This is a genomic window from Reticulibacter mediterranei, assembly GCF_016587455.1.
In genome coordinates, this window is the sequence record NZ_BNJK01000001.1 from 6,602,966 (window position 1) to 6,624,814 (window position 21,849).

16 protein-coding genes are annotated in these 21,849 nt (G+C 50.4%); 8 read left to right on the plus strand and 8 right to left on the minus strand.

Translation table 11 applies throughout. The features are described from left to right. Positions 1-34: 34 nt before the first annotated feature. From K3T83_RS28605 to K3T83_RS28625, 5 genes are all read right to left on the minus strand, one after another. Positions 35-1,339, minus strand: a complete 1,305-nt coding sequence (locus K3T83_RS28605; protein WP_220206330.1) for an efflux RND transporter periplasmic adaptor subunit — start codon at positions 1,337-1,339, stop codon at positions 35-37. 16 nt (positions 1,340-1,355) lie between these two features. After that, complete coding sequence (locus K3T83_RS28610) at positions 1,356-2,450, minus strand: lysylphosphatidylglycerol synthase transmembrane domain-containing protein (protein WP_220206331.1); 1,095 nt, start codon at positions 2,448-2,450, stop codon at positions 1,356-1,358. Between the two features lie 38 nt (positions 2,451-2,488). Further along, positions 2,489-3,466, minus strand: a complete 978-nt coding sequence (locus tag K3T83_RS28615) for an NAD-dependent epimerase/dehydratase family protein (RefSeq protein WP_220206332.1) — start codon at positions 3,464-3,466, stop codon at positions 2,489-2,491. A gap of 85 nt (positions 3,467-3,551) precedes the next feature. Beyond that, entirely contained in the window at positions 3,552-4,742 is a 1,191-nt protein-coding gene (locus K3T83_RS28620; protein ID WP_220206333.1) for a glycosyltransferase family 4 protein, read from the minus strand. 64 nt (positions 4,743-4,806) lie between these two features. Beyond that, positions 4,807-5,799: a glycosyltransferase family 2 protein gene (locus K3T83_RS28625; protein ID WP_220206334.1), complete on the minus strand. Its 993-nt coding sequence runs from the start codon at positions 5,797-5,799 to the stop codon at positions 4,807-4,809. Between the two features lie 319 nt (positions 5,800-6,118). Here K3T83_RS28625 and asnB point away from each other — a divergent pair, with 319 nt between their 5' ends. The 4 genes from asnB to K3T83_RS28645 all read left to right on the plus strand — a co-directional run bounded on the left by asnB (position 6,119) and on the right by K3T83_RS28645 (position 13,188). Next, positions 6,119-8,080, plus strand: a complete 1,962-nt coding sequence (gene asnB, locus K3T83_RS28630; RefSeq protein ID WP_220206335.1) for an asparagine synthase (glutamine-hydrolyzing) — start codon at positions 6,119-6,121, stop codon at positions 8,078-8,080. 99 nt (positions 8,081-8,179) lie between these two features. Then, positions 8,180-8,869: a hypothetical protein gene (locus K3T83_RS28635; protein ID WP_220206336.1), complete on the plus strand. Its 690-nt coding sequence runs from the start codon at positions 8,180-8,182 to the stop codon at positions 8,867-8,869. A gap of 134 nt (positions 8,870-9,003) precedes the next feature. After that, positions 9,004-12,330, plus strand: a complete 3,327-nt coding sequence (locus K3T83_RS28640; RefSeq protein WP_220206337.1) for a glycosyltransferase family 39 protein — start codon at positions 9,004-9,006, stop codon at positions 12,328-12,330. Positions 12,331-12,606: 276 nt separating this feature from the next. Further along, on the plus strand, positions 12,607-13,188 hold the full coding sequence (locus K3T83_RS28645) for an Hsp20/alpha crystallin family protein (protein ID WP_220206338.1): 582 nt from the start codon (positions 12,607-12,609) through the stop codon (positions 13,186-13,188). A 97-nt stretch (positions 13,189-13,285) separates the two neighbouring features. On the opposite strand, the gene K3T83_RS28650 is transcribed toward K3T83_RS28645, so the two are convergent. Further along, positions 13,286-14,386, minus strand: coding sequence for a fatty acid desaturase family protein (locus tag K3T83_RS28650; RefSeq protein WP_236065011.1), 1,101 nt, complete (start codon positions 14,384-14,386; stop codon positions 13,286-13,288). 540 nt (positions 14,387-14,926) lie between these two features. Here K3T83_RS28650 and K3T83_RS28655 point away from each other — a divergent pair. Both K3T83_RS28655 and K3T83_RS57330 read left to right on the plus strand, forming a co-directional pair. Next, complete coding sequence (locus K3T83_RS28655; protein ID WP_220206339.1) at positions 14,927-15,493, plus strand: pentapeptide repeat-containing protein; 567 nt, start codon at positions 14,927-14,929, stop codon at positions 15,491-15,493. A 353-nt stretch (positions 15,494-15,846) separates the two neighbouring features. Then, positions 15,847-15,978: a hypothetical protein gene (locus K3T83_RS57330; protein ID WP_268963482.1), complete on the plus strand. Its 132-nt coding sequence runs from the start codon at positions 15,847-15,849 to the stop codon at positions 15,976-15,978. A 104-nt stretch (positions 15,979-16,082) separates the two neighbouring features. Here the strand turns inward: K3T83_RS57330 and K3T83_RS28660 are convergent, their stop codons facing one another. Then, positions 16,083-16,352 (minus strand): hypothetical protein, encoded by a 270-nt coding sequence (locus K3T83_RS28660; RefSeq protein ID WP_220206340.1) that lies wholly within the window; start codon positions 16,350-16,352, stop codon positions 16,083-16,085. Positions 16,353-16,722: 370 nt separating this feature from the next. On the opposite strand from K3T83_RS28660, the gene mutS reads away from it, so the two are divergent. Further along, positions 16,723-19,401, plus strand: a complete 2,679-nt coding sequence (mutS, locus tag K3T83_RS28665) for a DNA mismatch repair protein MutS (protein WP_220206341.1) — start codon at positions 16,723-16,725, stop codon at positions 19,399-19,401. 14 nt (positions 19,402-19,415) lie between these two features. After that, positions 19,416-21,173 (plus strand): DNA mismatch repair endonuclease MutL, encoded by a 1,758-nt coding sequence (gene mutL, locus K3T83_RS28670; protein ID WP_220206342.1) that lies wholly within the window; start codon positions 19,416-19,418, stop codon positions 21,171-21,173. A 17-nt stretch (positions 21,174-21,190) separates the two neighbouring features. Here mutL and K3T83_RS28675 read toward each other — a convergent pair whose 3' ends face one another. Further along, the gene (locus tag K3T83_RS28675) at positions 21,191-21,790 is read right to left on the minus strand and encodes a Uma2 family endonuclease (protein WP_220206343.1); all 600 of its coding nucleotides are present in this window, start codon (positions 21,788-21,790) and stop codon (positions 21,191-21,193) included. Positions 21,791-21,849: the final 59 nt, after the last annotated feature.

Sequence of the window (21,849 nt, forward strand, 5' to 3'; positions counted from 1 at the left end):
TCGACTGACAGCAGTATTTTCGGTATAGATGCTTTTATTCGGTATCTGTGACGTGAACCTTCTGGTCATCGTGCAGCTGATCCAGGCCAACCAACACAATTTGGGTTGTGGGGGAGAGGCCACCGTTGATGAAGATACTCTCCACCGAGCGCCCAATCACCTGTACATGTTGCAGGTGAGCCACATGATTTTGTACTACGTACACCGTTGCATCTCCATCAGGATTGAGAACGGCCAGACGAGGTACAACCAGTGCTGTTGCTGGACTCTGAATACGCACGAATGCGCTCATGCCGGGTAGCAGCGCACTGTCTTTTGGCATATTTTTGCTCGGAATGCTCACCCAGACTTCGAAGGTATCCGTTTGTGGATCAGCTACAGGAATGATGTTGCTGATCGTGCCGTTAAATTGCTGGTTGGGCAGCGCCGAAGGTGTCACCAAGGCGACCTGTCCGAGATGGACCATGTTAAGATTCGAGAGAGTCAGCTTGGCATGTACTACCACCATCGATGTATCTATAACGGTAAGCAGGGAGTTGTTCGCTTGAAACATCTCGCCAGGATTGACGTTGACCCGTGTGATGACGCCCCCTATAGGGGAAACGAGCTTATCACCACGAAGCAGGGGCGATGATGACTGTGTGATCAGCGCATGATATTTATTTCTTGTCGTCTCGTATTCCTGTTGAGCCTGCGCGATTGTCACCGCATTGCCACTGACTGAAACAGCATTGAGGTAGTTCTGAGCCGCAGCCATATCATTCGCCGCCTGGCTGATAGCGGCATTGAGCAGAGAAGCATCAAGCCGAATCAATGGCTGATTAGGAGCAACGTGATCGCCCTCTTTGACCATCACAGAAACCACGCGTTCTGATAGCGGATAGAGGATATTGACGCTCTGGAGTGGAGAGGCGATGCCGCCCCCGCCAACGGCCAGAGAGACGTTTTGCATGTTTCCTACACGATAGAGTTCAACGTTTGGCAGAGCGTTTTTCAACACAAGTTGTTGGAACGCGTAGGCACTTGCGCCGAACACGGTAAGCAGGCTGAGCAACAGGCTGATCAGTATTTGAGGTCGTTTCCAATGAGACCCTTTGCGGAAAAATGATAGCATCGGAAAAAACGTCCAGAGCGTCGTCTGTTTTCGTTGCCGCTGGGGTTCTACCGGATACACATTCGGTGGTAGTGGAACAGGCTCCCTTTGTGGAATCTTGTTGTTTAAGGAGCCAGTCGTCCGCACGGAAAATATTCTGTTTCCGATCACAAGGGCGATCAAACAGAGTAACAGGCAGAGGAGTATTTTTTTACGCTTCCCCCTCATATATGGATTTTTGAGCATGCTTTTCTGTTTCCTCTCATTTCTGGTCACAAATGGATGGAGCCGTCAGCCGCTTCTTGTGGGTATTCATGGTGAGGTACATGCAGCCGCCAAGTATTCCGAAGAAAAGCACCTGGGCATCCATTAAAAAGGCTAAGAGCAACGAGGTAGCAGGCGAGACGTGCAACATCGAAAAGATATAGACGAAGGCACTTTCACGTACCCCGAAGCCGTTAATCGAGATGGGCAGCGCGGCCACCAGTGAGGAGAATGAGACTGCTATGACGTAGCCATAGAGGGGAGCATCCATTCCCAATGCAGAGGCGTAACCATAGTAGTTGAGAATGCTTGCAACCCAGAACAACATGGCAAACACGATGGCAATAATGAGGGCGCGTGGCCGTCTGATCGTGTATCCCAGTGCACAACTGATTTCTAGTGTTGTGGTCAGGAGAGGGTGTACCGACCGCTTGCTCTTTTGAATAGCAGCGGACAGGCGCGGCACGCAGAGCGAAATTATAATAGCTCCTGCGATGACGATGATCACGATCAGGCTAAAGAGGAGAAAGCCCGCAAAGACTTCGTGGGTGAAGCAGGCAGACCAGATGAGCAGGCTGGGAATAGCGATCAGCAACATGCCTACGAATCCCACAACGCGACTCAGCACAACCGCACTGGTTGCGCCGGCGGTATTGTTAAATTCCCGTCCTACATAGAAGGCCTTGACCGCATCGCCCCCCATACTTGTTGGTAGGAAGTGACTGAAGGCCATTCCTATGAAGTACAGGTTAATCAGCTTTGCCAGGTCGAGGTGGATGCGCTCTGCCTTTAGCAAGCTCTGCCACGAATAAGCGCTGAATACCACACACAACACCCCCACTGCCAGCCCCATCAGCAAGGCAATATGATGAACGTGTGCCAGCGCCTTTACAAATGTTGACCAGGAAAAAGATCGCAAGAGAAAGGTAAAGATCAACAGTGTAATACCAGCACGAACGAGAAATTTGAGCAGCTTTTTCCTGGCTTCCTTCCGTCGTTGCTGAAGTGTTTCCACCGGTTGGATGTCAGCTTCCGTGCTGGCAGGCTGGCCTATTGGCAGCGGGTCGGTGGATCGAGAATACGAAGCTGTCATTGGCATGTACTCCATCCAAGCTAGAGCCGTCAGGATCATTATGCGATAGAGGCCTGGACATCCTGAGAATCCCCATAGAGCGACGCAATATAAGCAAACTCCTGCGCCAGGCCGGTGCGTAGCGAAACTTTGGGATTATAGCCGATCAGTTGGCGAGCGCATTCGATATCAGCAAAGGTATGCTTGACATCACCATGCTGTTTGTTATCAAAGGCGATAGCGACCGGCAAGCCGCTAATCTCGCGCAATGCTTGCACTACCTGTTCGAGCTTCACCCGCGAGCCTCCCGCGATATTCATCACTTTCCCGATCGCCTTCTCGCTGCTTGCAGCCTGAATGTTGGCCTCAACGATATCAGAGATGTAGGTGAAGTCGCGAGTCTGCTGCCCATCGCCATAGATATGGATCGGTTGGCGTTCAACGATAGCTTTGCAGAAGCGGTGGAAGGCCATGTCTGGTCGTTGGCGTGGTCCATAGACGGTAAAATACCGTAACGAGACGGTGGGTAAGCCGAAATTATGATGATAGAGCGAGCAGAGATGTTCTCCAGCCAACTTCGTCATGCCATACGGTGAAAATGGATTGAGCGGCGCAGTTTCGGTCACGGGCAGAATGTTGGTGTCGCCGTAGACAGAAGAGGAGGAGGCGTACACAAAGCGCTGGATGGTGCCGACCTCTAAGGTGGCCTCTAATAGTCGCTGTGTCGCCAGCACATTACAATCTACATAGCGGCCAAACTCCTGGCCCCAACTGGCGCGTACTCCCGCCTGAGCTGCCTGATGGAATATCCAGTCGATGCCTGCAAGCAGAGGTGGAAAATCGATATGGAGCAGATCTTTTTCGAGGAAGCGAAAGCGTTTCTGCGTCCGAAGCCCTTGCAGATTGTTTTCTTTAAGGGCGCGTGGGTAGTAATCGATGAAGGCATCGATGCCATACACTTCATGTCCATCTGCCAGCAAGCGCTCGGCAAGATGCGATCCAACAAAACCTGCAACTCCTGTAATCAAGCAACGCATGAGTATCTCCTTATTCGTAATGAGTATGACAATGACGCATAAGAGCAAAGATGATGGAATATTCTATGAGATGTGAACCTTGCACTTATGCAGATAATTCATTTTCTAAGCCAGTAAAGGTGTTATAGGCATGCTCGTTTTTCTTTAGGAAGGCTTTCCAGCTATAGCGTTCGGCGGCCATTTCCCTGGCATTCCTGGCCAGAAGCTCTGCCTGCCAGGGATAGCTCAAAAGTTCCAATGCTCCTCTTGCCAGATCTTCCGGGGTTGGAGAGACGAGCATAGCTGTATCGTCGGTCAGCATTTGCGTATGCGAGAAGATCTTCGTGGCAAGAACTGGCTTGCCAGAGCGCAAATACGTGTAGAGTTTCAGCGGCGTGTTTGTGCCTTCGCTACGAGGACTGACCAGAATATCGGCCAGAGCCATATATGCAGGCATTTCATCGAGAGGGCGCTGTCCCACAAAACGGACCTGCTCGCTGATGCCCAATTCCCGTGCGAGCTGTTCTTGTTTTGCAACCTGATCCGGCCGTCCTCCGACCAGCACATAGCGGGCATCCAGGCACTCGGCGTGGACCAGCGCAACACTTTTGAGCAGCAGTTCAATGCCCTGGTAGCTTTCAAATGTGCCGGTGTAGAGTAGCACCCGGTTGTTTGAGAGCGCTAATTGCTCACGTAACTGCATAACCTCTTGCTTGCTGGCAGGGGGAAGCGCCTCATCGACCGCAACATTTTCAATAAGATAGACTGGTTTGTCGGGAGCGAGTCGCCGAACCGTCTGTTCCAGATCGCGACAGATGGCAATCACCGTATCAGCTTGCTGGATGATGAACTTCTGAACAGCTTCCATTGTCCGAATCAACAGCGGATTTTTCGTAAAGGCGAAGTTGGACATTTGCTGTGAGAGATCGGAATGCATATCATACAGGTGTTTGCAGCGAAAAATTCTGGTGAGCAGTGCGCCCATCAAACCGGCTTCTTCGTGGGTGTGAACGTATTGATAGCGCTCCTGGCTCATCCGTTTCCAGGCAGTAAAAAAGACGAGCAGATCCAGGGGAAGTTTTGCCAGGGAAGGCCCGATTTTGACTTTCTGGATAAATGGCAGAGCAGGAGCGCGAAACACTCTCAGCCCTGATAAGGAGACGCCCTCACCGATAGGATAAGTCACCAGGTCCACCTCATATCCCAACGACGTGAGAGCTTTGATACGATGGTATACGCTAAACGGAGTACCGCGCGGCTCCAGAAAAGGTTCGGGGGCGATCATTAAGATACGCATGAGTAAATTCTTCCTTTATTGAAATAGTGCTTGCCAGGATCATCCTGTTCTCAATCAGCGGAGGTTAAGCTGCCTCTTCTTCCTTTTCAATAGCAAGTTGAGTGTGGGGAAAGAGGTTTTTCACCACGTAGATAGGCTTTTCCTGGGTTTCGTAGTAAATGCGAGTCAGCAATTCTGCTATAATACCCGTCATAAGACATTGCAGGCCGAAGCCCAGACCTAACAGAGGGAGTGACTTGTTAGGTGCCGACGGCTGGTGGATAGAGCGCTGGATAACGCTCTGACCGATGGCGGTAGTTCCTGAGATCAAGCCCAACGATAACAGGAGCAGACCGGGAATGCCGAAAGCATGTAGCGGCCTGGTTCTGTACGTCCCCATCATTTTTAGAGTAAGAAGATCGAGAAGCACGCGAATAGTGCGCGAAATGCCGTATTTTGACACTCCAAATTGCCGGGGGTGATGGGCGACCTCTATTTCAGCAATCTTTGCACCTGCAATAGCGGCATACGCAGGCAGAAAGCGATGCATTTCTCCGTAGAGCCGGATATGTTGGAACACATCCCAGCGGAATGCTTTCAGGGTGCAACCAGAATCATGCAGGCTAACACCAGTCACTTTCGCAATCAGTCGATTTGCCAGCCATGATGGTAGTTTGCGACTTAATTGCGCATCCTGGCGATTTTTTCTCCAGCCACTCACAACATCGTACCCTTCGTTTAGCTTTGCCAGTAAACGAGGGATATCTACCGGATCATTTTGCAAATCCCCATCCATGAAGATCAGGACTTCGCCGCAACTGTGATCTACCCCGGCGGCAATCGCGGCCGTCTGTCCAAAATTGCGCCGCAGCTGAATGACTTTGACCTGAGCATCGTGCGCGACGATGGATTGCAGCAGCATAATCGTGTTATCTGTACTGCCGTCATCAACATAGATGACCTCGTATGAGAAACTTTGCTCTTCCAGGACGCTTTTGATCCTTTCGTGAAGAAGTAATATATTTTCCTCTTCATTGAAAATAGGAATGATAAGCGATAGATCAATAAACCTTTCCATTTTTTCTCCTTTCCTATCGATGCGTGGAGCGCGATAATTGGGCTTCTCAGCTGCAATGTTGCTGCTGCAATAAGCCTCCTTTCTGTACATGGGAAGGGTTTGCTTATTTACTCCTGATAAGTAGCATCGACAGAGCTAGCTTTTTATTTAGTCATAATCTGCTTTTCCGTCTCATTTCAGAGGGTTGTCTATACTGTTAATACATACATAGCCGTAGTATTTGTTGGTTTTTGTTGCAGATGCTATGCAACAGCCGAAATTTTAGAAATAACAGTAACAACAGAGATAACAGGTAAAATAGAGAAAAGGTGAAATTATCATGTGTGGTATCTGTGGACTCTTACAGTTGGACGGAAGTAGCTTTGCTGCGGAACCCTTCTTGCGTGAGATGACAGCTGTACAGAAGCATCGCGGTCCCGATGATGAGGGATATTTCTGCGCTTCTGGCGTTGGTCTTGGCTTTTGTCGCCTGGCCATCCAGGATCTTACGCCAGCTGGTCATCAGCCAATGTCGAATGAGGATGGCAAGGTCTGGTTGGTGTTCAATGGCGAAGTCTACAATTTTCGCGAGCTGGTTCCTGTGCTGGAACAGGCTGGCCATAAGTTTCGTTCGCGTTCCGATAGCGAGGTCATCATTCATGCCTATGAACAGTGGGGGAAAGATTGTCTTGCTCATTTCAACGGCATGTTTGCTTTTGCCATCTGGGATAGCCGCAAGCGTTCAATCTTTATCGCGCGTGATCGCCTGGGCGTGAAGCCGCTCTATTATTGGAGCGACGGGAGCCATTTTGCGTTTAGCTCTGAACTCAAAGCATTATTGGCACTGCCACAGGTTCCTCGTCAATTGAGTATGCAAGCGCTTCAATCTTACCTGATGTATGAGTATGTTCCCGCCCCTGAGAGCATTTTTGCCGATATTCAGAAGCTTCCAGCCGGTCACTTTCTCGAAGTTCAGCTTGATGGCAGCGCGCAGGGATGTCATACGTTAGGATGGAGGCCGCAGCCGTACTGGGAAGTACGGTTTCAGGAGCAGGCGAGGCGTTCAGTTGATGAGTATGTCGAAGAGCTAAAGATGCTCTTGAAAGCTGCGGTGGCGCGGCGCTTGATCAGTGATGTGCCGCTGGGTGTGTTTCTTAGTGGCGGAATTGACTCTAGCAGCGTCGTTGCTCTGATGAGCGAGGTGGGAACTGAGCGGCCAAAAACGTTCAGTATTGGTTTTGAAGAAAAGACGTTTAATGAGCTTGACTATGCGCAGGTTGTGGCGCGTCATTTTGATACAGACCATCATGTCGAAATACTGAGGCCAGACGTCTATGATCTACTTCAGACTGTGGCAAATTTCCTGGACGAGCCGTTCGCCGATGCATCTGCGCTGCCAACCTACCTTGTTTCGCATACAACCCGTCAGCATGTGACGGTGGCGCTTGGTGGAGATGCAGGAGATGAACTCTTTGCCGGGTATGATTGGTATCGTGCTCAGAAGCTGGCCTCGCTTTCTCTTGACAATTTGCCTGACGGCATTCGTCAGTACGTTTGCGCTCTGGCATCACATATTCCTCCTTCTGCTCAGAAGAAAGGATTCTGTAATATCATCCGTCGTTTTCTAGATGGTGCCGGTTTACCTCCACAGTTGCAACATTTGCGCTGGCAAACCTTCTGGCGGAGCGATGAACTGGAGCAACTTTTAGTACACCCACCATTCCAACACTTCTCCTCACTTGATCCACGTTTACTGAAACTTCTGGCAATGAGTGGGAGTACACGTCCTTTAGATCAGCAACAGTATGTCGATATTAAAAGGTATCTGCCGGATGATATTTTGTTTAAGGTTGATCGTATGAGCATGGCTGTTTCGCTGGAAACACGTGGTCCTTTTCTCGATTATACGCTGGTCGAGTTTGCTGCCAACCTACCGCCAGCACTACGTTTGCGAGGAATAACGGGGAAATATCTGCTCAAACGAGCGATGCAGGATATGTTGCCACAGCAAATTCTACATAGGAGGAAGCTTGGTTTTAACATTCCGTACAAAAACTGGCTACGTCACGAGTTGCGAGATCTTCTGCAAGATGCGCTTGCGCCAATGCGCTTGAAGCAACAGGGGATCTTTCACGCACCTTATGTGCAGTCATTAGTTCATGAGCATCTCTCCGGGCGTCAGGATCACGCGCATAAGCTCTGGCAATTGCTGATGTTTCAGTTGTGGGCAGAGCGCTATCTATCTGCATCACCTGTCAGTTTGTTACGAAATGAGATAGATAGCAGAGCCGTAAATTTGTAGTCGATTCCGTTTGCATCTGCCAAACGGACATTAGCTTGAAAGAACGTACAGATGAAAAAACGGCATATTTTAAGCAAGCTTTCGAGCAGGATATGGTTGATGGCTTTGGTGTTGTCTCTTGTTGCGCTGGCTCTGAGTTATGGCAATGGGAGCGTCCAGGCGATATCAATCGCTCCATCAGTTACCCGGACAGTCTGGTTGCAGGTGTTGGACTCCTGCCAGCAGGCGATTCCAGGGTCCAGTGTCAGAATAACCGGAGCCGCTTTTAATGTTGTGAGAGGTCCGGCTCCCGGTCAGAGGCCACAGACGGTGAATTCCGTGATGGGTAAGTGTCCCCTTCAGCGTGGAGATTGCGCAAAAGTTGCGACAGGTTGTTTAAGCTGGGATATCCCCATCCCTGCTCAGGGTACGGTAACCTACCAAATTGTCGAAACCGCAGCGGCTCAGAATTATGTTCCCTGTACAGGCGGGAGCGTCTGCTCTGGTGGCCCTCTTACGGGTACATTAACCATCACCTCGGCTGGAGTTGTTGCGGCAACGATAAAGAATGTTTATCCCGATAGAACAACTGTCACATGGCCGACCAGTGGAAGTCCTTATACCGGTACTCAAACTGATCCCATCACTGTTCACAACTTCGGGCTGGGGAACATCAGTTGTGACGGTGATAACGATGCAGACGATCATCTCTCTGGTACGCCTGGTAGCCATTGTGATAGCGATGGGGATAAAGCAAAAGCTCCCGGACCTGGCCCCGAGCCAACTCCGAAGCCAACCCCCAAACCGTAACTGTAGCTGCTAAATAAACGAATAGTGTGATTTTTGACGAGGAAGGCGCAGGGATGCCTCCTCGTCTTGTGGGGTAAGTTTGTGGAAGGGGTAGCCTGAAAATAGAATGGTCGATCAGCACGAAAGGAAGTACTATGGCTAGTACGATGGCTGTAAAAACTCTCTCAGAAAAAGCATATCCAGTTTCGCCACACAATAAATTTGTCAGCGGGTTGAAGATAGGCATATGTCTTTTCCTGGCGTGTCTTGGGGCAAGCTGGTTCTCTTATCAACTCTTTTTTGTTCCCCAGCCAGCCTACTTTGTTCCGCAGTGGCAGCGTGCCCAATGGATACAGGCCAGTGATAACAGCAATAATCCCGTCTCTTATTTTCGTTATAGCACTAATCTCAATGTAGCTCCAGATGCAGCTTTTGTAACAATTGCTGCAAATCAATCGTTTCGCCTCTATATCAACGGAACTCTTATTGCTACTAATGATAGGGACGTGACCAATGGAGGCGGTACACACGCCTACATCTATGATGTTATCTCCTCTTTGCGGCGTGGGCCAAACGTGGTGGCAGTATATGTTTCTAATTTTAACGGGCAGATTCCATCTGTGCGGGCAAATTTGGGCATGAGGCGGGGCAACTCCACCTCTTATTATGGTTCAGACACAAGCTGGCAGGCGACGAATCAGGTCGCTCTGGCTTATCCTCGCTACGCTATTTATGGCGTCAGGTGGGACACACGAGACTTCGATGCAACTCTCTGGCCGTCAGCTGCGCATGCAGCAATTCCCGCGCAGATGCCTCAGCTGGAAGCTAACCCTGAGCTATATGAGCAACCACTGGCAACATCCTGGATCAGTGCTGGTGCCGGGCATGACGGATATTTTGTTCGCTCTGTTTCGCTACCTGCTGACACAACACATACCTGGTTGCGCGCGATTGCCACCGGGCCGGCTAGTATTTTTATCAATGGGCGCTTGTTTACTGTCTGGAATGGTGAGGTGCGCGTCAAGCAGCAATTGCTGATCAATTATTCTAGCAATGGCCATCGTTCCAGAGCACTTCCTCAATATACGCAAGGATTAATGTTAGGCATCTATGATACGTCGCCTTACTTTCATGCAGGGATAAATACCATCGCCGTTCATGTCGCTTCGCCTGGGAATAATACTGCTCAAGTGAACCTTCAGACATTGCGCGCCGCCTTCTCTCTGGACCTCCTGGTCAATGATAGTCAGAATCACAATATCTGGGTCACAAGCGATGTTTCTGGTACAGCGTGGCGAACCTCATCGCAATCCGTTGCTGGTTGGGAGCGGGGAAGCGATAGCACGCTTGTATGGGGTGCACCATTGTACATTGGGCGGCCAGGTGTGAGTAAAACAGTGTATTTGCCAGACTCGAGTTCGTTCCGAAATGCCCATGTCTCGCATTTCTCCTCGCTTGCAACCATTCTGCTGATAAACGCTGGAGTTGTCGTTGGCATCTGGCTTGTCCTTGCCCTGGTTGTGATGCGCCGTTATTATTATGCTCGTAGTGATGCACTGGCGGCACTTAGCATCATCTATATGCCCGCCTTGGCTGTAGAGGCGTTATTGATTGTACTCTCCTGCGAACCTCTCATGCCACGCCCTTTTCCTTATACAGGGCAATGGGGACTGGTTCTGATTGCTCTGGTCGGGTTAGGGTTCCTGTTGCAATGGTTCCATTGTTACAGCCGTTATGAAAATCTCTCTCTGCATCCTGATATTGCGCAGTTGCAGAGAAACGTGAGGGCCGTTGTAGATTGCATCCCTCTGTGGTGGCGTCGGCATTGGGGTCTTTTAGTGATTATGCTGCTTGCAACCCCGCTGATCTGGTATCATCTCTCCTACGAACCGTACTGGCAAGACGAACTAACGAGCTACTATGCCGCCAAAGGGATTCTCGCTCATGGCGTTCCGGTCATGCCCTCCGGCTTTCTCTATCCGAAAGGTGAACTCTATTCGTATCTGCTTGCGCTATCGATTGCGCTCTTTGGCGAGCAGAATGGCATGATTCGGTTCCCTAGTGTTTTGACGTATCTGGCGAGCCTGCCACTTTTTTATCTGGTGACGCGCTACTTTTTCGAGCGCAAAATTGCCCTGCTCGCGACTGCTATGCTGGCTTTCTCACCATACGTGTTAATCTGGGGACGTGGCGTGCGTATGTATGAGCTGGCGCAGTTTATGGTGATTCTTGTGATGTATATGTTCTATAAAGCGGCACACAATTATCGCCATCCTCGCCTGCCTTATTGGGCGATATTGTCCCTGCTTGCTATGTATCTTAGCCATGAGGAGACCTTTATCTTCTTGCCTGTGCTGGTCGTTGGCGTCCTCTTTGTGAGTAAAGATGCTACTCATCGTCTTCCAGGTGTGCTGTATCAAAAGCACTGGTGGATTGCGGCGATTCTTGGGGTGGGCATCATTAGCGTGCAGTTGTTGATCGTCAAGTTCTCGCACCCGGCTGTGCTGGGGACGGATCAGAGTCAGCAGCCGCTGTTACAACTTATGACCGATAACTTGCCATATTACATCAAATTGCTTTTCTTCCCATCTGTGACCGGGAAGCAAGTACCGATACTGACGGTAAACTCTATACTGGCAGGTATCGGTTGCGTCTGGGCGCTGCATGCAGGCGATACCCGCGCTCGATATTGTACGCTATTCTTGGTTATACCTCTCGTTCTACTGGTGCTGGTGTTTACGCCAACGGCTGACCGCTATATTTATCCGCTCCTGCCAGCTTTTTATATGTTGGGTGCCTTTGCGCTCATGAGTGGATTGCGCCTGTTCTGGTCTCTTGCGAGAGTAGAAGTGATGCGCCAGTCGCCATCAGGTGCTCTTCTTGCACAGCGAACCTATGGTTTGAACGGGCCAAATGTAGATGAATATACGTATCGAAGCGATCGGGATGTGATGGTATGGAACAAAGTACAACCAGCGCAACCGTTGCGCTGGTTGATGCTGTTTACCACCGCTCTGGCCTGTGCTAGTGTGCTTATTTTGCCAGCCCTACCTAGTGGCAACTATGATCTTTTTACAAGCAGGATGCTGGGAATCTCCTATCGTCACCACTATCCTGACTACGATGGTGCTGGACAGTACATCAAGCAGCACTGGCGCGATGGAGATATCGTGATTTCGGTCTCCCCTGCGATCTCGATACTCTACTATGTTGGGCGCGTGGATTATTTTGTCTCTACAGATAGAGCGCTCTATCTGTTCGAGAGAAACAGCGCCATTACAGATACACCAACGGGATCGGTCCCATTACTCAATCAGAGCGATCTGGACGAGGTACTTGCCAGACATGGGCGCGTCTGGATTGTCACGGGTAAAGCGTTGAATCAAACGGTTGTCCCAAAGAGGGCGCGCTTTTTATTTCCCGCTGATTTTCGCCGGGTGTATCAGGGATATACTGCAATTGTATATCTTCGTGATGGCTAAATCCTGTATGTGGGAGGCTATGAACAAGGGAACGTAGCCTTTCCATCTCTGAGAAGAGGTGAAACTATTGTTTTTGAGGGAACGTGATGGCAATGGGCCAGTTCAATAGAGAGAGCTGATGAGGAAGATACGCTGCGATATATCCTGACACGGATAAAATCTATGCTGTTTAATATCCCTGTTTCCCGACATCAGTAGCCTCTTTGAAATGTGTACCATCGAAGAAATAGAGAAAAGATTTAAAATAGTAGAATAGATTGAAGGAGGTATAGATCGATGATAAGCCGTTACGATCCATTTCGTGAGGCACTGAGTCTTCGCCGTGCAATGGATCAGTTGTTTGAGCAGAGCTTTATACATCCTGGCATGATGGTTGGTACGTCGTCTCAGATGGTACCGATGGATCTTTGTGAAACACAGAATGGCTATGAACTGGATGTGTCACTGCCTGGAGTGCGACCAGAAGATATCGAGCTGACGGTAGATCAAAACACCCTGACGATTCGGGGCCATTATAGCCATCAGAACGAACATCAACAGCAGAACCAGGCGGGAGAGCAGGGTCAACAGACACAGCAGCAGCCTCAGCAGCAAACGCAAATGCAGGCTCAACAGGGGCGAACACAGCGTCATCGGCAGGGGCATACATGGTTGGCGCACGAGATGATCTCTGGCTCGTTTGAGCGGTCCGTTACTTTTCCCAAGCCGATTGACCCGAACAACATTCAGACAAACTTTCAGAACGGTATATTGACGATTCAGGTGCCAGTGAGCGAGGCGAGTCGTCCTCGCCGGATTAGTATCTCGGGAAGCCAGGGTCAGCAGGAACAGAAGACGATTGATGTTGGGAAATCATAAACGCAGAAGCAAGATAGTTCTCTGTCTGTGAGTGGTCAGCCTCTCCCTGATGAGCGGCGGCTTTCGGTCGAACAGCCCGAGAGCCGCCGCTCATCTTTTATGCTTTCTGCTTTAGATGCGACCGAGAGCGTAGAGGAGCGCCGATTTGATGGAGATACTGAAAGATCTCATGAAAAGACCGCAAGGCGCTGGTCTCGTGGTAAGAGATAGCATGTGTCTGACAAAAGGGTTTGATCAACTGTTGCGCTTGCTTTAACCGATTGCGAGGCATACCCGGGAATAAATGGTGTTCAATCTGATAATTCAATCCTCCATACCAAAAATCGGTCCAGGGATGAGCATGGATGTTACGAGAAGTCAGGACTTGACGATGCAAGAAATCCATATCGCTCTCATTTTCAAGTACAACCATACCTTTATGATTCGGGGCGAAAATTGACCCGAGATACAATCCTGTGAAGGCCTGGTGTAGGCCAATAAACACCACTGCTTGCCAGAACGGTAGGCATGAAAAGATCAAAGCAAAGTAACAGACAAAATGTGCAATCATCAGTATCCATTCGAGTGAATGATATTTTGCTCGCTTTCTGACCAGAAAGAGGATGCTCTGGTATTGAAGCCCTACTGCAACCGTCATTAATGCAGGCAGAAAAAGGAACGCCTGATGTCGTACTAAAAACTGTCTGAAGGGATTCATCTGTTCAAGCGCCTGGGTTCCGGTAAAATCGAGAAAGGGGATCTCGATGTCCGGGTCCATTCCTAGTTGATTGGGATGGCTATGGTGGCGGTTATGTTTGTCGCCCCACCATGTTGCACTCATCCCCAGCAAGAAATTTCCACCGATCAGGCTAACCAGATTGTGTTGCCAGGCATGGTGAAACATTTGACGATGACCGGCTTCATGGGCCAGTAACCCTATCTGCGTAAAGACACACGCGAGGTAGATCGCGTCTAGGAGTTGTAGCCATGTGACATGCACTATAAGCAGAATCCCCACACCAACAGCCAGTAAACTGAAAAGAAGGGCGATGCGACAGATATAATATACTGGTTGTTTGCTCAAAAAACCTCGTTGCTTCAACTGCTGTTTTAACACGGCATAGTCGCTGCTGGTTTCTTTTTGAGTGGGACAGCTAACCGGGGAGAAAGCATTACGAGAGATTGAGAGCGTGGACGATGGAACGCGGGTCATCTTCATTTTGAGCATCCTTTAAAAAAAACAGCACACTTTCTATACTCGGGGCAACACCCCGGGAAACGAAAAATTCCTTCCGAGATGTTCTTTCGAGCGTTAGTGGCGAGGTAACCGAGAACAGATAACCTGGGGAGCGATGTTTACGATTGCATCCCTCAGAGGAAATGATCTTTCTTCTTCCAGGATCTCTGCTCTCTCAAGTAGGGCATTTTTCATTAGAGGAATATTATGAGTGGTTTGTTTCGGAAAAATAGGCGATGTGACTTATGTAGAATATTTTTATGCGCTTTTGGGAGAAACATCATTTTTTATAAAACTGTCATCTGTATCAAAAATAAAGGGAATTCGTTAAATTATGAAAGATGTTGTATGATAGTATACAGATATTACTGAAAGGATAAATTTTATGCTGATGGAATATCAGGAGCTAACGATCGGCTTGCGCATAAGGCTGATGAGGGCATATAGAGAAGGCCCGTTTCTCCAGAGGAAGAGATAAATATACGACATGATGTCTCAACGTTGAAAAAGGATGCAAACAGTATGGCTAGTCAGAAACAGATGGACCTACTTTTATCAGGAGTACCCCGTTGGAATACGTGGAGGCAATCCTATCCTGATGTTCAGGCTTTTGAGCCAGATCTCCATGAAGCAGATTTGCATGGAGTTTCCCTCAGAGGAGTTGATTTGCGGGGATCTGATCTTACCGGGGTCAATTTGCAGGATGCGGATCTGCAAGATGCGAATTTACAGGATGCAGACTTACGAGGAGCTAATTTACGAGGAGCTAATTTGAGTCATACCAGCTTCTTGCGCGCGAAGCTGGGGTGGGCGGATATGCGAGGTGCCATCTTCTACCATACTAATCTGAAGGGATCAGACCTTAGCTACGCAGATCTTCGCGAGGCAGACCTGGAAGGAGCTATTCTCAGCAAAGCACTCTTCAAGCAGACGGACCTATCCAGAGTGGATCTTAGTCGTGTCGATCTTTATCATGTTGATCTTCGCGAGGCAGACCTGGAAGGAGCTATTCTCAGCAGAAATCAGGAAGAGAACGCGCAAGAATCAGAACATGTTGTTACCGAGGATAACGTGTATAAAGTCCAATAAACAGGACGTTCAGATTTGTAGAACGGAGTGTTGATTCATAACAGGAAAGAGGAATGCGCGTGGGTTTTAAGGCATTTGAGATAGGAGATCGAGTTCGTATCGTAGAAAACGGATTTGGGAGTGGGCCTGCGGGTCTTGCTGGAAGCATTGGTGTTGTTCGGTCGGTGGATAAGGATAGACGACGTACTGAACCCTATTATATCTACTATGTCGAAATTCCAGGGGAGGACATGCTCATAGATTTTGAATACCGGGATCTAGAGCTAGCTCCTTCAGATGGAGAGTCAAGCTCTAAGTAAACGAACGGAATTATGTGAGTGCCTGGCATTTACTTTTTAAGAAAGGATTGAAGCATGCAATCCCTCATCATCCCACTGCTTCTTCTTGTGATCGTTGTTGCCATTTTTGGTTATATGGCCTATCGCTCTTATGCCGAGAAGCGAGTGCGAGAGAGGAGGCGCAACCAATTCCATGATAGAGTGTAGCACCTTCTCCTGTTGCGCTGCTCTGAAACAAAGAGGGGCTGCCAGGGTTAGCGCATGTGAGCTTGCAAATGGTGGACCGGCTGTTTGCATTCATCATCTGCTGATCAGTAGATGATGTTTTTAGCATCAGGTGAAGTTAAGATATGGACATAATGATAGCGCTGTTCCTGATCCCATGTGCGTTGAGCTGGCGGAAGATAATCGGCATATTCTGGTTGGAGGTTTCCACGACGGATAAGTTCGTTACAGTTTGACCGGTGTGACAGGTCCGAGTGGTTCTCTTTGGGAAAGATTGCCTGAATGTAATGATCCCCCTGATCGCTGGTGCGATTAATCCACACACCTTCCGTTTGGTTTAGCGTTGGTGTAATCATAATTTTCTTCTCTTTCTATCATATGCATCTCAGAGGATCGTTCGTGTAATTTCTCTAGAAATCACTCTAAGTATACCACAGTTTTGAGGAGCGTGAGTGGTGGCATGCATTGTGCAGAAGCCTTTATCCTTTTGCGTTCTCGAAACTGGACGGCGTAGACACTAATCCCCATCTTCGCAGAGAGATCTGGAGGATATATAATAAGCCTACTTCTGGTTCTCATGGTCTTGTTTTTGATATGAACCTGGCAAGCGACGATACGTTCTCGTACGGGTGAAGGAGAAGTTCCTACCGTTTTTGACAGAAGAGAAAGAATAGACTATAGTACAGGTGTTTCACCAGAGAAATGAGTTCTGTTCGTAGAGGGGAAATGATGCCGACTCCTGCGCGCCAACAATATTTACAGATCAAGAGCCAGTACCCTGATGCAATCCTGCTGTATCAGGTTGGTGATTTCTATGAGACCTTCGATGAAGATGCCCATATCGCCTCGCGTGAGTTGCAGATTGTGTTGACCAGCCGGGCCTATGGAGAGCAGGAGCGAGTTCCGCTGGCTGGTATCCCTTTGCATGCTCTAGAGAATTATGTGGGCAAGCTTGTTCAGCGTGGTTACAAAGTTGCTGTGTGCGATCAGGTGGGTGAAGTTGGCAAGGGAGTTGTCGAGCGGGCCGTTACGCGTATTTTGACTGCTGGCACGCTTTCTGAACCCAATCTGTTACCGGCCCGTCAGAATAACTATTTAATCGCTATTACAGGCGGGAGAGCGCAGACCGGGTTGGCGGCAGTGGATGTCAGTACGGGCGAGTTTACGGTGACATGGTTTACCAGCGACGAGATGCCTGTGGCGCTGGAGGCCGAGGTGCAGCGGCTCTCGCCAGTCGAATGTTTGCTGGTTGAGGGGGCAAACAAAGAGGCCTATCAATTCCTTGCAAAAACGGTCACAATTACTCATTGCCCACCCTACTTCTTTGAGCAAGAAGCGGCGCAGAATCGCTTATGCAGGCACTTTGGTGTGCAGTCGCTCGAAGCCTATGGATGCGCTCAGGCTCCCAGAGCGATTGCGGCTGCCGGGGCCATCATTGGCTATCTAGAAAAGATGAATCAAGCTTTGCTATCGCTGCTCACCGGCCTGCGCTCATATCGTACGACGAGCTATATGGTCTTAGATGCGCATACACAACGCAACCTGGAATTGTTGCAGGGGACGCGTAGCGGCATTGTGCATGGAAGCCTGTTGAGCGTGCTGGATCGCACGATTACGCCGATGGGTGCGCGTCAGTTGCGCAAAACCATTACGCAACCATTGTTGGATCTGAGCCAGTTAGAGGCAAGGCTGACGGGCGTTGAAGAGTTGTATGAAAGTCCGGCACTGCGCAGCCGTTTTAGTATGAGCCTGCAAGCGTTCGGAGACCTGGAACGCATTGCCGGGCGTGTGCGTCAGGGAACGGCTGTCCGCAATGAGGTGGTTGGATTGCGCGATTATCTGGGCCTGATCCCACAATTGCGAGAATTATTGCTGGGCTGCGAGGCTCGCTTGTTGCGAGAACTGGCTGAACAACTTGATCCATGCCCCGACGTGGCTGAACTGATCGGCAGGGCGCTGATGAGAGCCGGCGAAGAGGATGAACACGGCGACGATGGGCGGCTGATTCGTCCGGGCTTCCACGCTGAACTGGATGAATTATTCGCCTCGATTCGCGGTTCACGCCATTGGATGCTCACATTGGAGGCGCGAGAGCGCGAACGAACTGGCATCAAATCGCTCAAAGTCGGCTTTAACAAGGTAGTTGGCTATTATATCGAGGTCAGCAAGGCGAATATGAAACTGGTTCCGTCCGACTACATGCGCAAGCAAACGCTCGTCAACGCGGAACGCTTCATTACGCCCGAACTGAAGGAACACGAGGCGCGCATTCTGAGCGCCAATGAGCGCATCGAAGAGGTTGAAAAGAGCGTCTATGTCGATGTGTTGCGGCAATTGGGTGTCTTTTATGAGCAACTGATGGCGACCGCTAAAGCCGTTGCCTGGGTCGATGTATTGCTCAGCCTGTCAGAAGTTGCCGCGCACCAGGGCTATGTTCGCCCCGTTGTGGGACATGGGCGCGGTTTGGAGATCGTGGGAGGTCGTCACCCGGTTGTGGAGTATGCGCTGGACGGCGATGTGTTTATCCCGAATGATACCATGCTGGACGCCGAAGCCGGAACGCGCGTGCTGCTGCTGACTGGTCCCAACATGGCGGGCAAATCGACCTATTTGCGACAGGTTGCGTTGATTACGCTGATGGCGCAGATTGGTAGTTTTGTACCGGCGCGCAAAGTCGTGCTGGGGCTGGTGGATCGCATTTTTACACGTGTGGGAGCGGAGGACGATATCGCGTCGGGCAAGAGCACGTTTATGGTTGAGATGGAGGAGACGGCAACCATCCTGCATCATGCCACCCATCACAGCCTGATCATTCTTGATGAGATTGGTCGCGGCACCAGTACCTATGACGGGCTGGCGATTGCGCGAGCGGTTGTGGAGCACCTGCACCATACTACCGGCGCTCGCACACTGTTTGCCACGCACTATCACGAACTGTCTGAAATGGCGGAGGAGCTGCCTCATCTCAATGTGTATACAATGGCGATTAGCGACGATGAGCAGGGAGGCATCGTTTTCTTACACCGTGTTACTCCAGGCAGTATTGGACGCAGCTACGGCGTCCATGTGGCGAAACTTGCTGGCATGCCGCCCGGTATCGTGCGGCGAGCCGAAGAGGTGTTGCAACAATTGGAGCAGGTGACGCATAGCCGGGAGTTGCAGACGGCGCTGGTGGCGCGAGAGTCGGCGATATCAACAATGGCCCCGCAGAAACGCAATGGTCGGAAGATTGCCGAGCGGCCCGAACGATATGCATGGCAGAGCGAAGAGGCGCAATATGTCGCGGCAATGCTGGAGCAGGGCGAGATGGAGCCAGAGCTTGATGATATTGACGTGTGTGCTATTACTCCGATAGATGCGTTAAATTTACTGTTTTTGCTGCAAAAGAAGAGAAATAAACGCTGACTATGAATCAGGTGATGACCAATTCAACGCATAATGAGCGCAGACCGCTGGTCACGTTGTCGCAGGATGTTGCGGAACGGATCGCGGCGGGAGAAGTGATCGAGCGGCCCGTGTCAGTGATCAAAGAGCTGATCGAGAACGCACTTGATGCAGGAGCGCATGAGATTCGCGTCGAGATGCGCGGTGGTGGATTGCGGCTAATGCGCGTGACCGACGATGGCTGCGGTATTCCCGCTGATGAGTTGGAGCGTGTCTATCAGCGCCATACCACCAGCAAGATTCGCTCTGTCGATGATCTTTATCAGCTTCACACTCTGGGATTTCGTGGTGAGGCACTCGCCAGCATCGCCACTATCGCCGAAGTGACGCTATTGAGTCGCGCTATCGAGACGGAGGGAGAGGGTGTAGAAGAGCCTGCTCAGTGGGTGATGGTGCGTGGTGGCGAGGTAGTGCAGCGAGGCAGGCGCGCGCGTCCACATGGAACAACGATCACGGTGCGCGATCTCTTCTACAACGTTCCCGCACGCCTCAATTTTGTGCGGCAGTCGCGAACTGAAAACGGCCATGTCGTGCAATTGATACGGCGCTATGCCGTTGGTTATCCGGCGGTGCGCTTCAATTTGACCATCGATGAGCATACGGTTTTGCAGGCTGGAGGTTCAGGCGATCTTGCTGTGGTGCTGGCAGAACTTTATCATCTGCCATTGCAAGAGATGTTGCATGAGGTCAGGGTGAGTGATGGGGAGCATTATATTGTACATGGCTATGTCGGCAATCGCGTCCTGGCTCAAGGCAATCGGCAGTATGTCACATTGTTTGTCAATGGACGTCCGGTCCAGGTGCGTAGTTTGCAGGATGCGCTTGAGCAGGGGTATCGTGGGCTATTGACCAGAGGGAAGCACCCGTTGCTGGTTCTCTTTTTAGAGGTGCCACCAGATGAAGTGGATGTCAATGTACATCCCGCCAAGATAGAGGTTCGTCTGGTGCGGGAAAACGAGATTATGGCCTCGTTAACGCAAATAGTGCGTTCGGTGTTGGAACGTAGTCCAGCCTCGCCTGAAGAGGTGGCATTTCCGGGGCCGCTGCTGGCAACGCAGCGTCGTTTGCCGGGACCGAGACGGCGTGGCTTGCATGTGGCGGAATCAGCAGAAGGATATCATGCCGAGGTAAGTACACCTGGAACGGCGGAAGTGATTGCTCATTTGCGCCCTCTGGCTCAGTTGCAACAGGCGGTCATTCTGGCCGAGGCTCCCGATGGCAGCCTTTATCTGATCGATCAACATCGTGCGCATGAGCGGGTTATCTATGAGCATTTGCGCAGTACCTATACGGGTGGACAGCGCGAAGAGCAGGCGACGGACGCGCATTTGCTATTGGAGCCGGTCATTGTCGAGATGAAGCGGCACCAGGCCGATCTATTGGAGATGCGTCTGCCGATGTTGCGTGGGCTGGGATTAGAGTGTGAGCGCTTCGGGGGACGCAGCTTCCTGGTGCGCTCGGTGCCAGATGGTGAAGGGCATGAGCAACTGGCGGCACATCTTCAGGAGGTGATGGAGATGGCGGCGGAAGATAGCGCCGATTGGGAGGATCATCTGTTGATTGAACTGGCGTGTCGTTCGGCCTTGAGGCGTGGGAGAGATCTGGGATTGGGAGAGCAGGCAGCGCTGCTTAAGGCATTAGCGATGGTCAGCGCGCCGGCTGCCTGTCCTCATGGTAGCCCTATTCTGTTGCATTACAGTCGTAACTTCTTGATTGATAGGTTTGATTGGTGAGGTGGCTTGAATAGAAGCTAGGCAAAAAACTGCTCGACGTGAACAGGGAAGCTTGCGATAAGTCTTGTAGGTAGTGTTGCTTTGCCTTGAAAGACGCCCAATGAGCGATACTCGCTATATTCCAGGGAGAGCACTTCAACGGTATGAGCGGCAGGGTCAACGAGCCAGTATTCCGGGACTCCTGCGCGGGCGTACATATTCTGTTTCTCGCGGCGGTCGTAACCAGCGCTGCCCGGAGAAATGACCTCGACGACCAGATCAGGCGCTCCAACGATGTGATTGTCGGTGATCCTATCTCGATGATCGTTCAAAATCACGCTCACATCGGGCTGAACGGTCTGGTTATAGGCCAGTACAACGTCGAAAGGAGCAATATAGACTTCTCCCAACTTTTCGTCATCAATATAACGCGATAAATAGTTATAGAGTTTACCTATTGCTTTCTGGTGCCATCGACCAGGAGAAGGTGCCATATACAATACCCCATCTACAATTTCGTAGCGTTTCCCGTCATCTGGAAGGGCCGCGTAGTCTTCGTAAGTCCAGCGGCCTTGCCCTGGTCCCTGTATATTGTTGACAGCACTGACCATCGGCAACTTATCTGGAGCTATTGTCATCTCCGCCTCACCTTTCTTTGTACGGTCTGTTCCGCTATGTCCTTCGTCCTTCATATCCT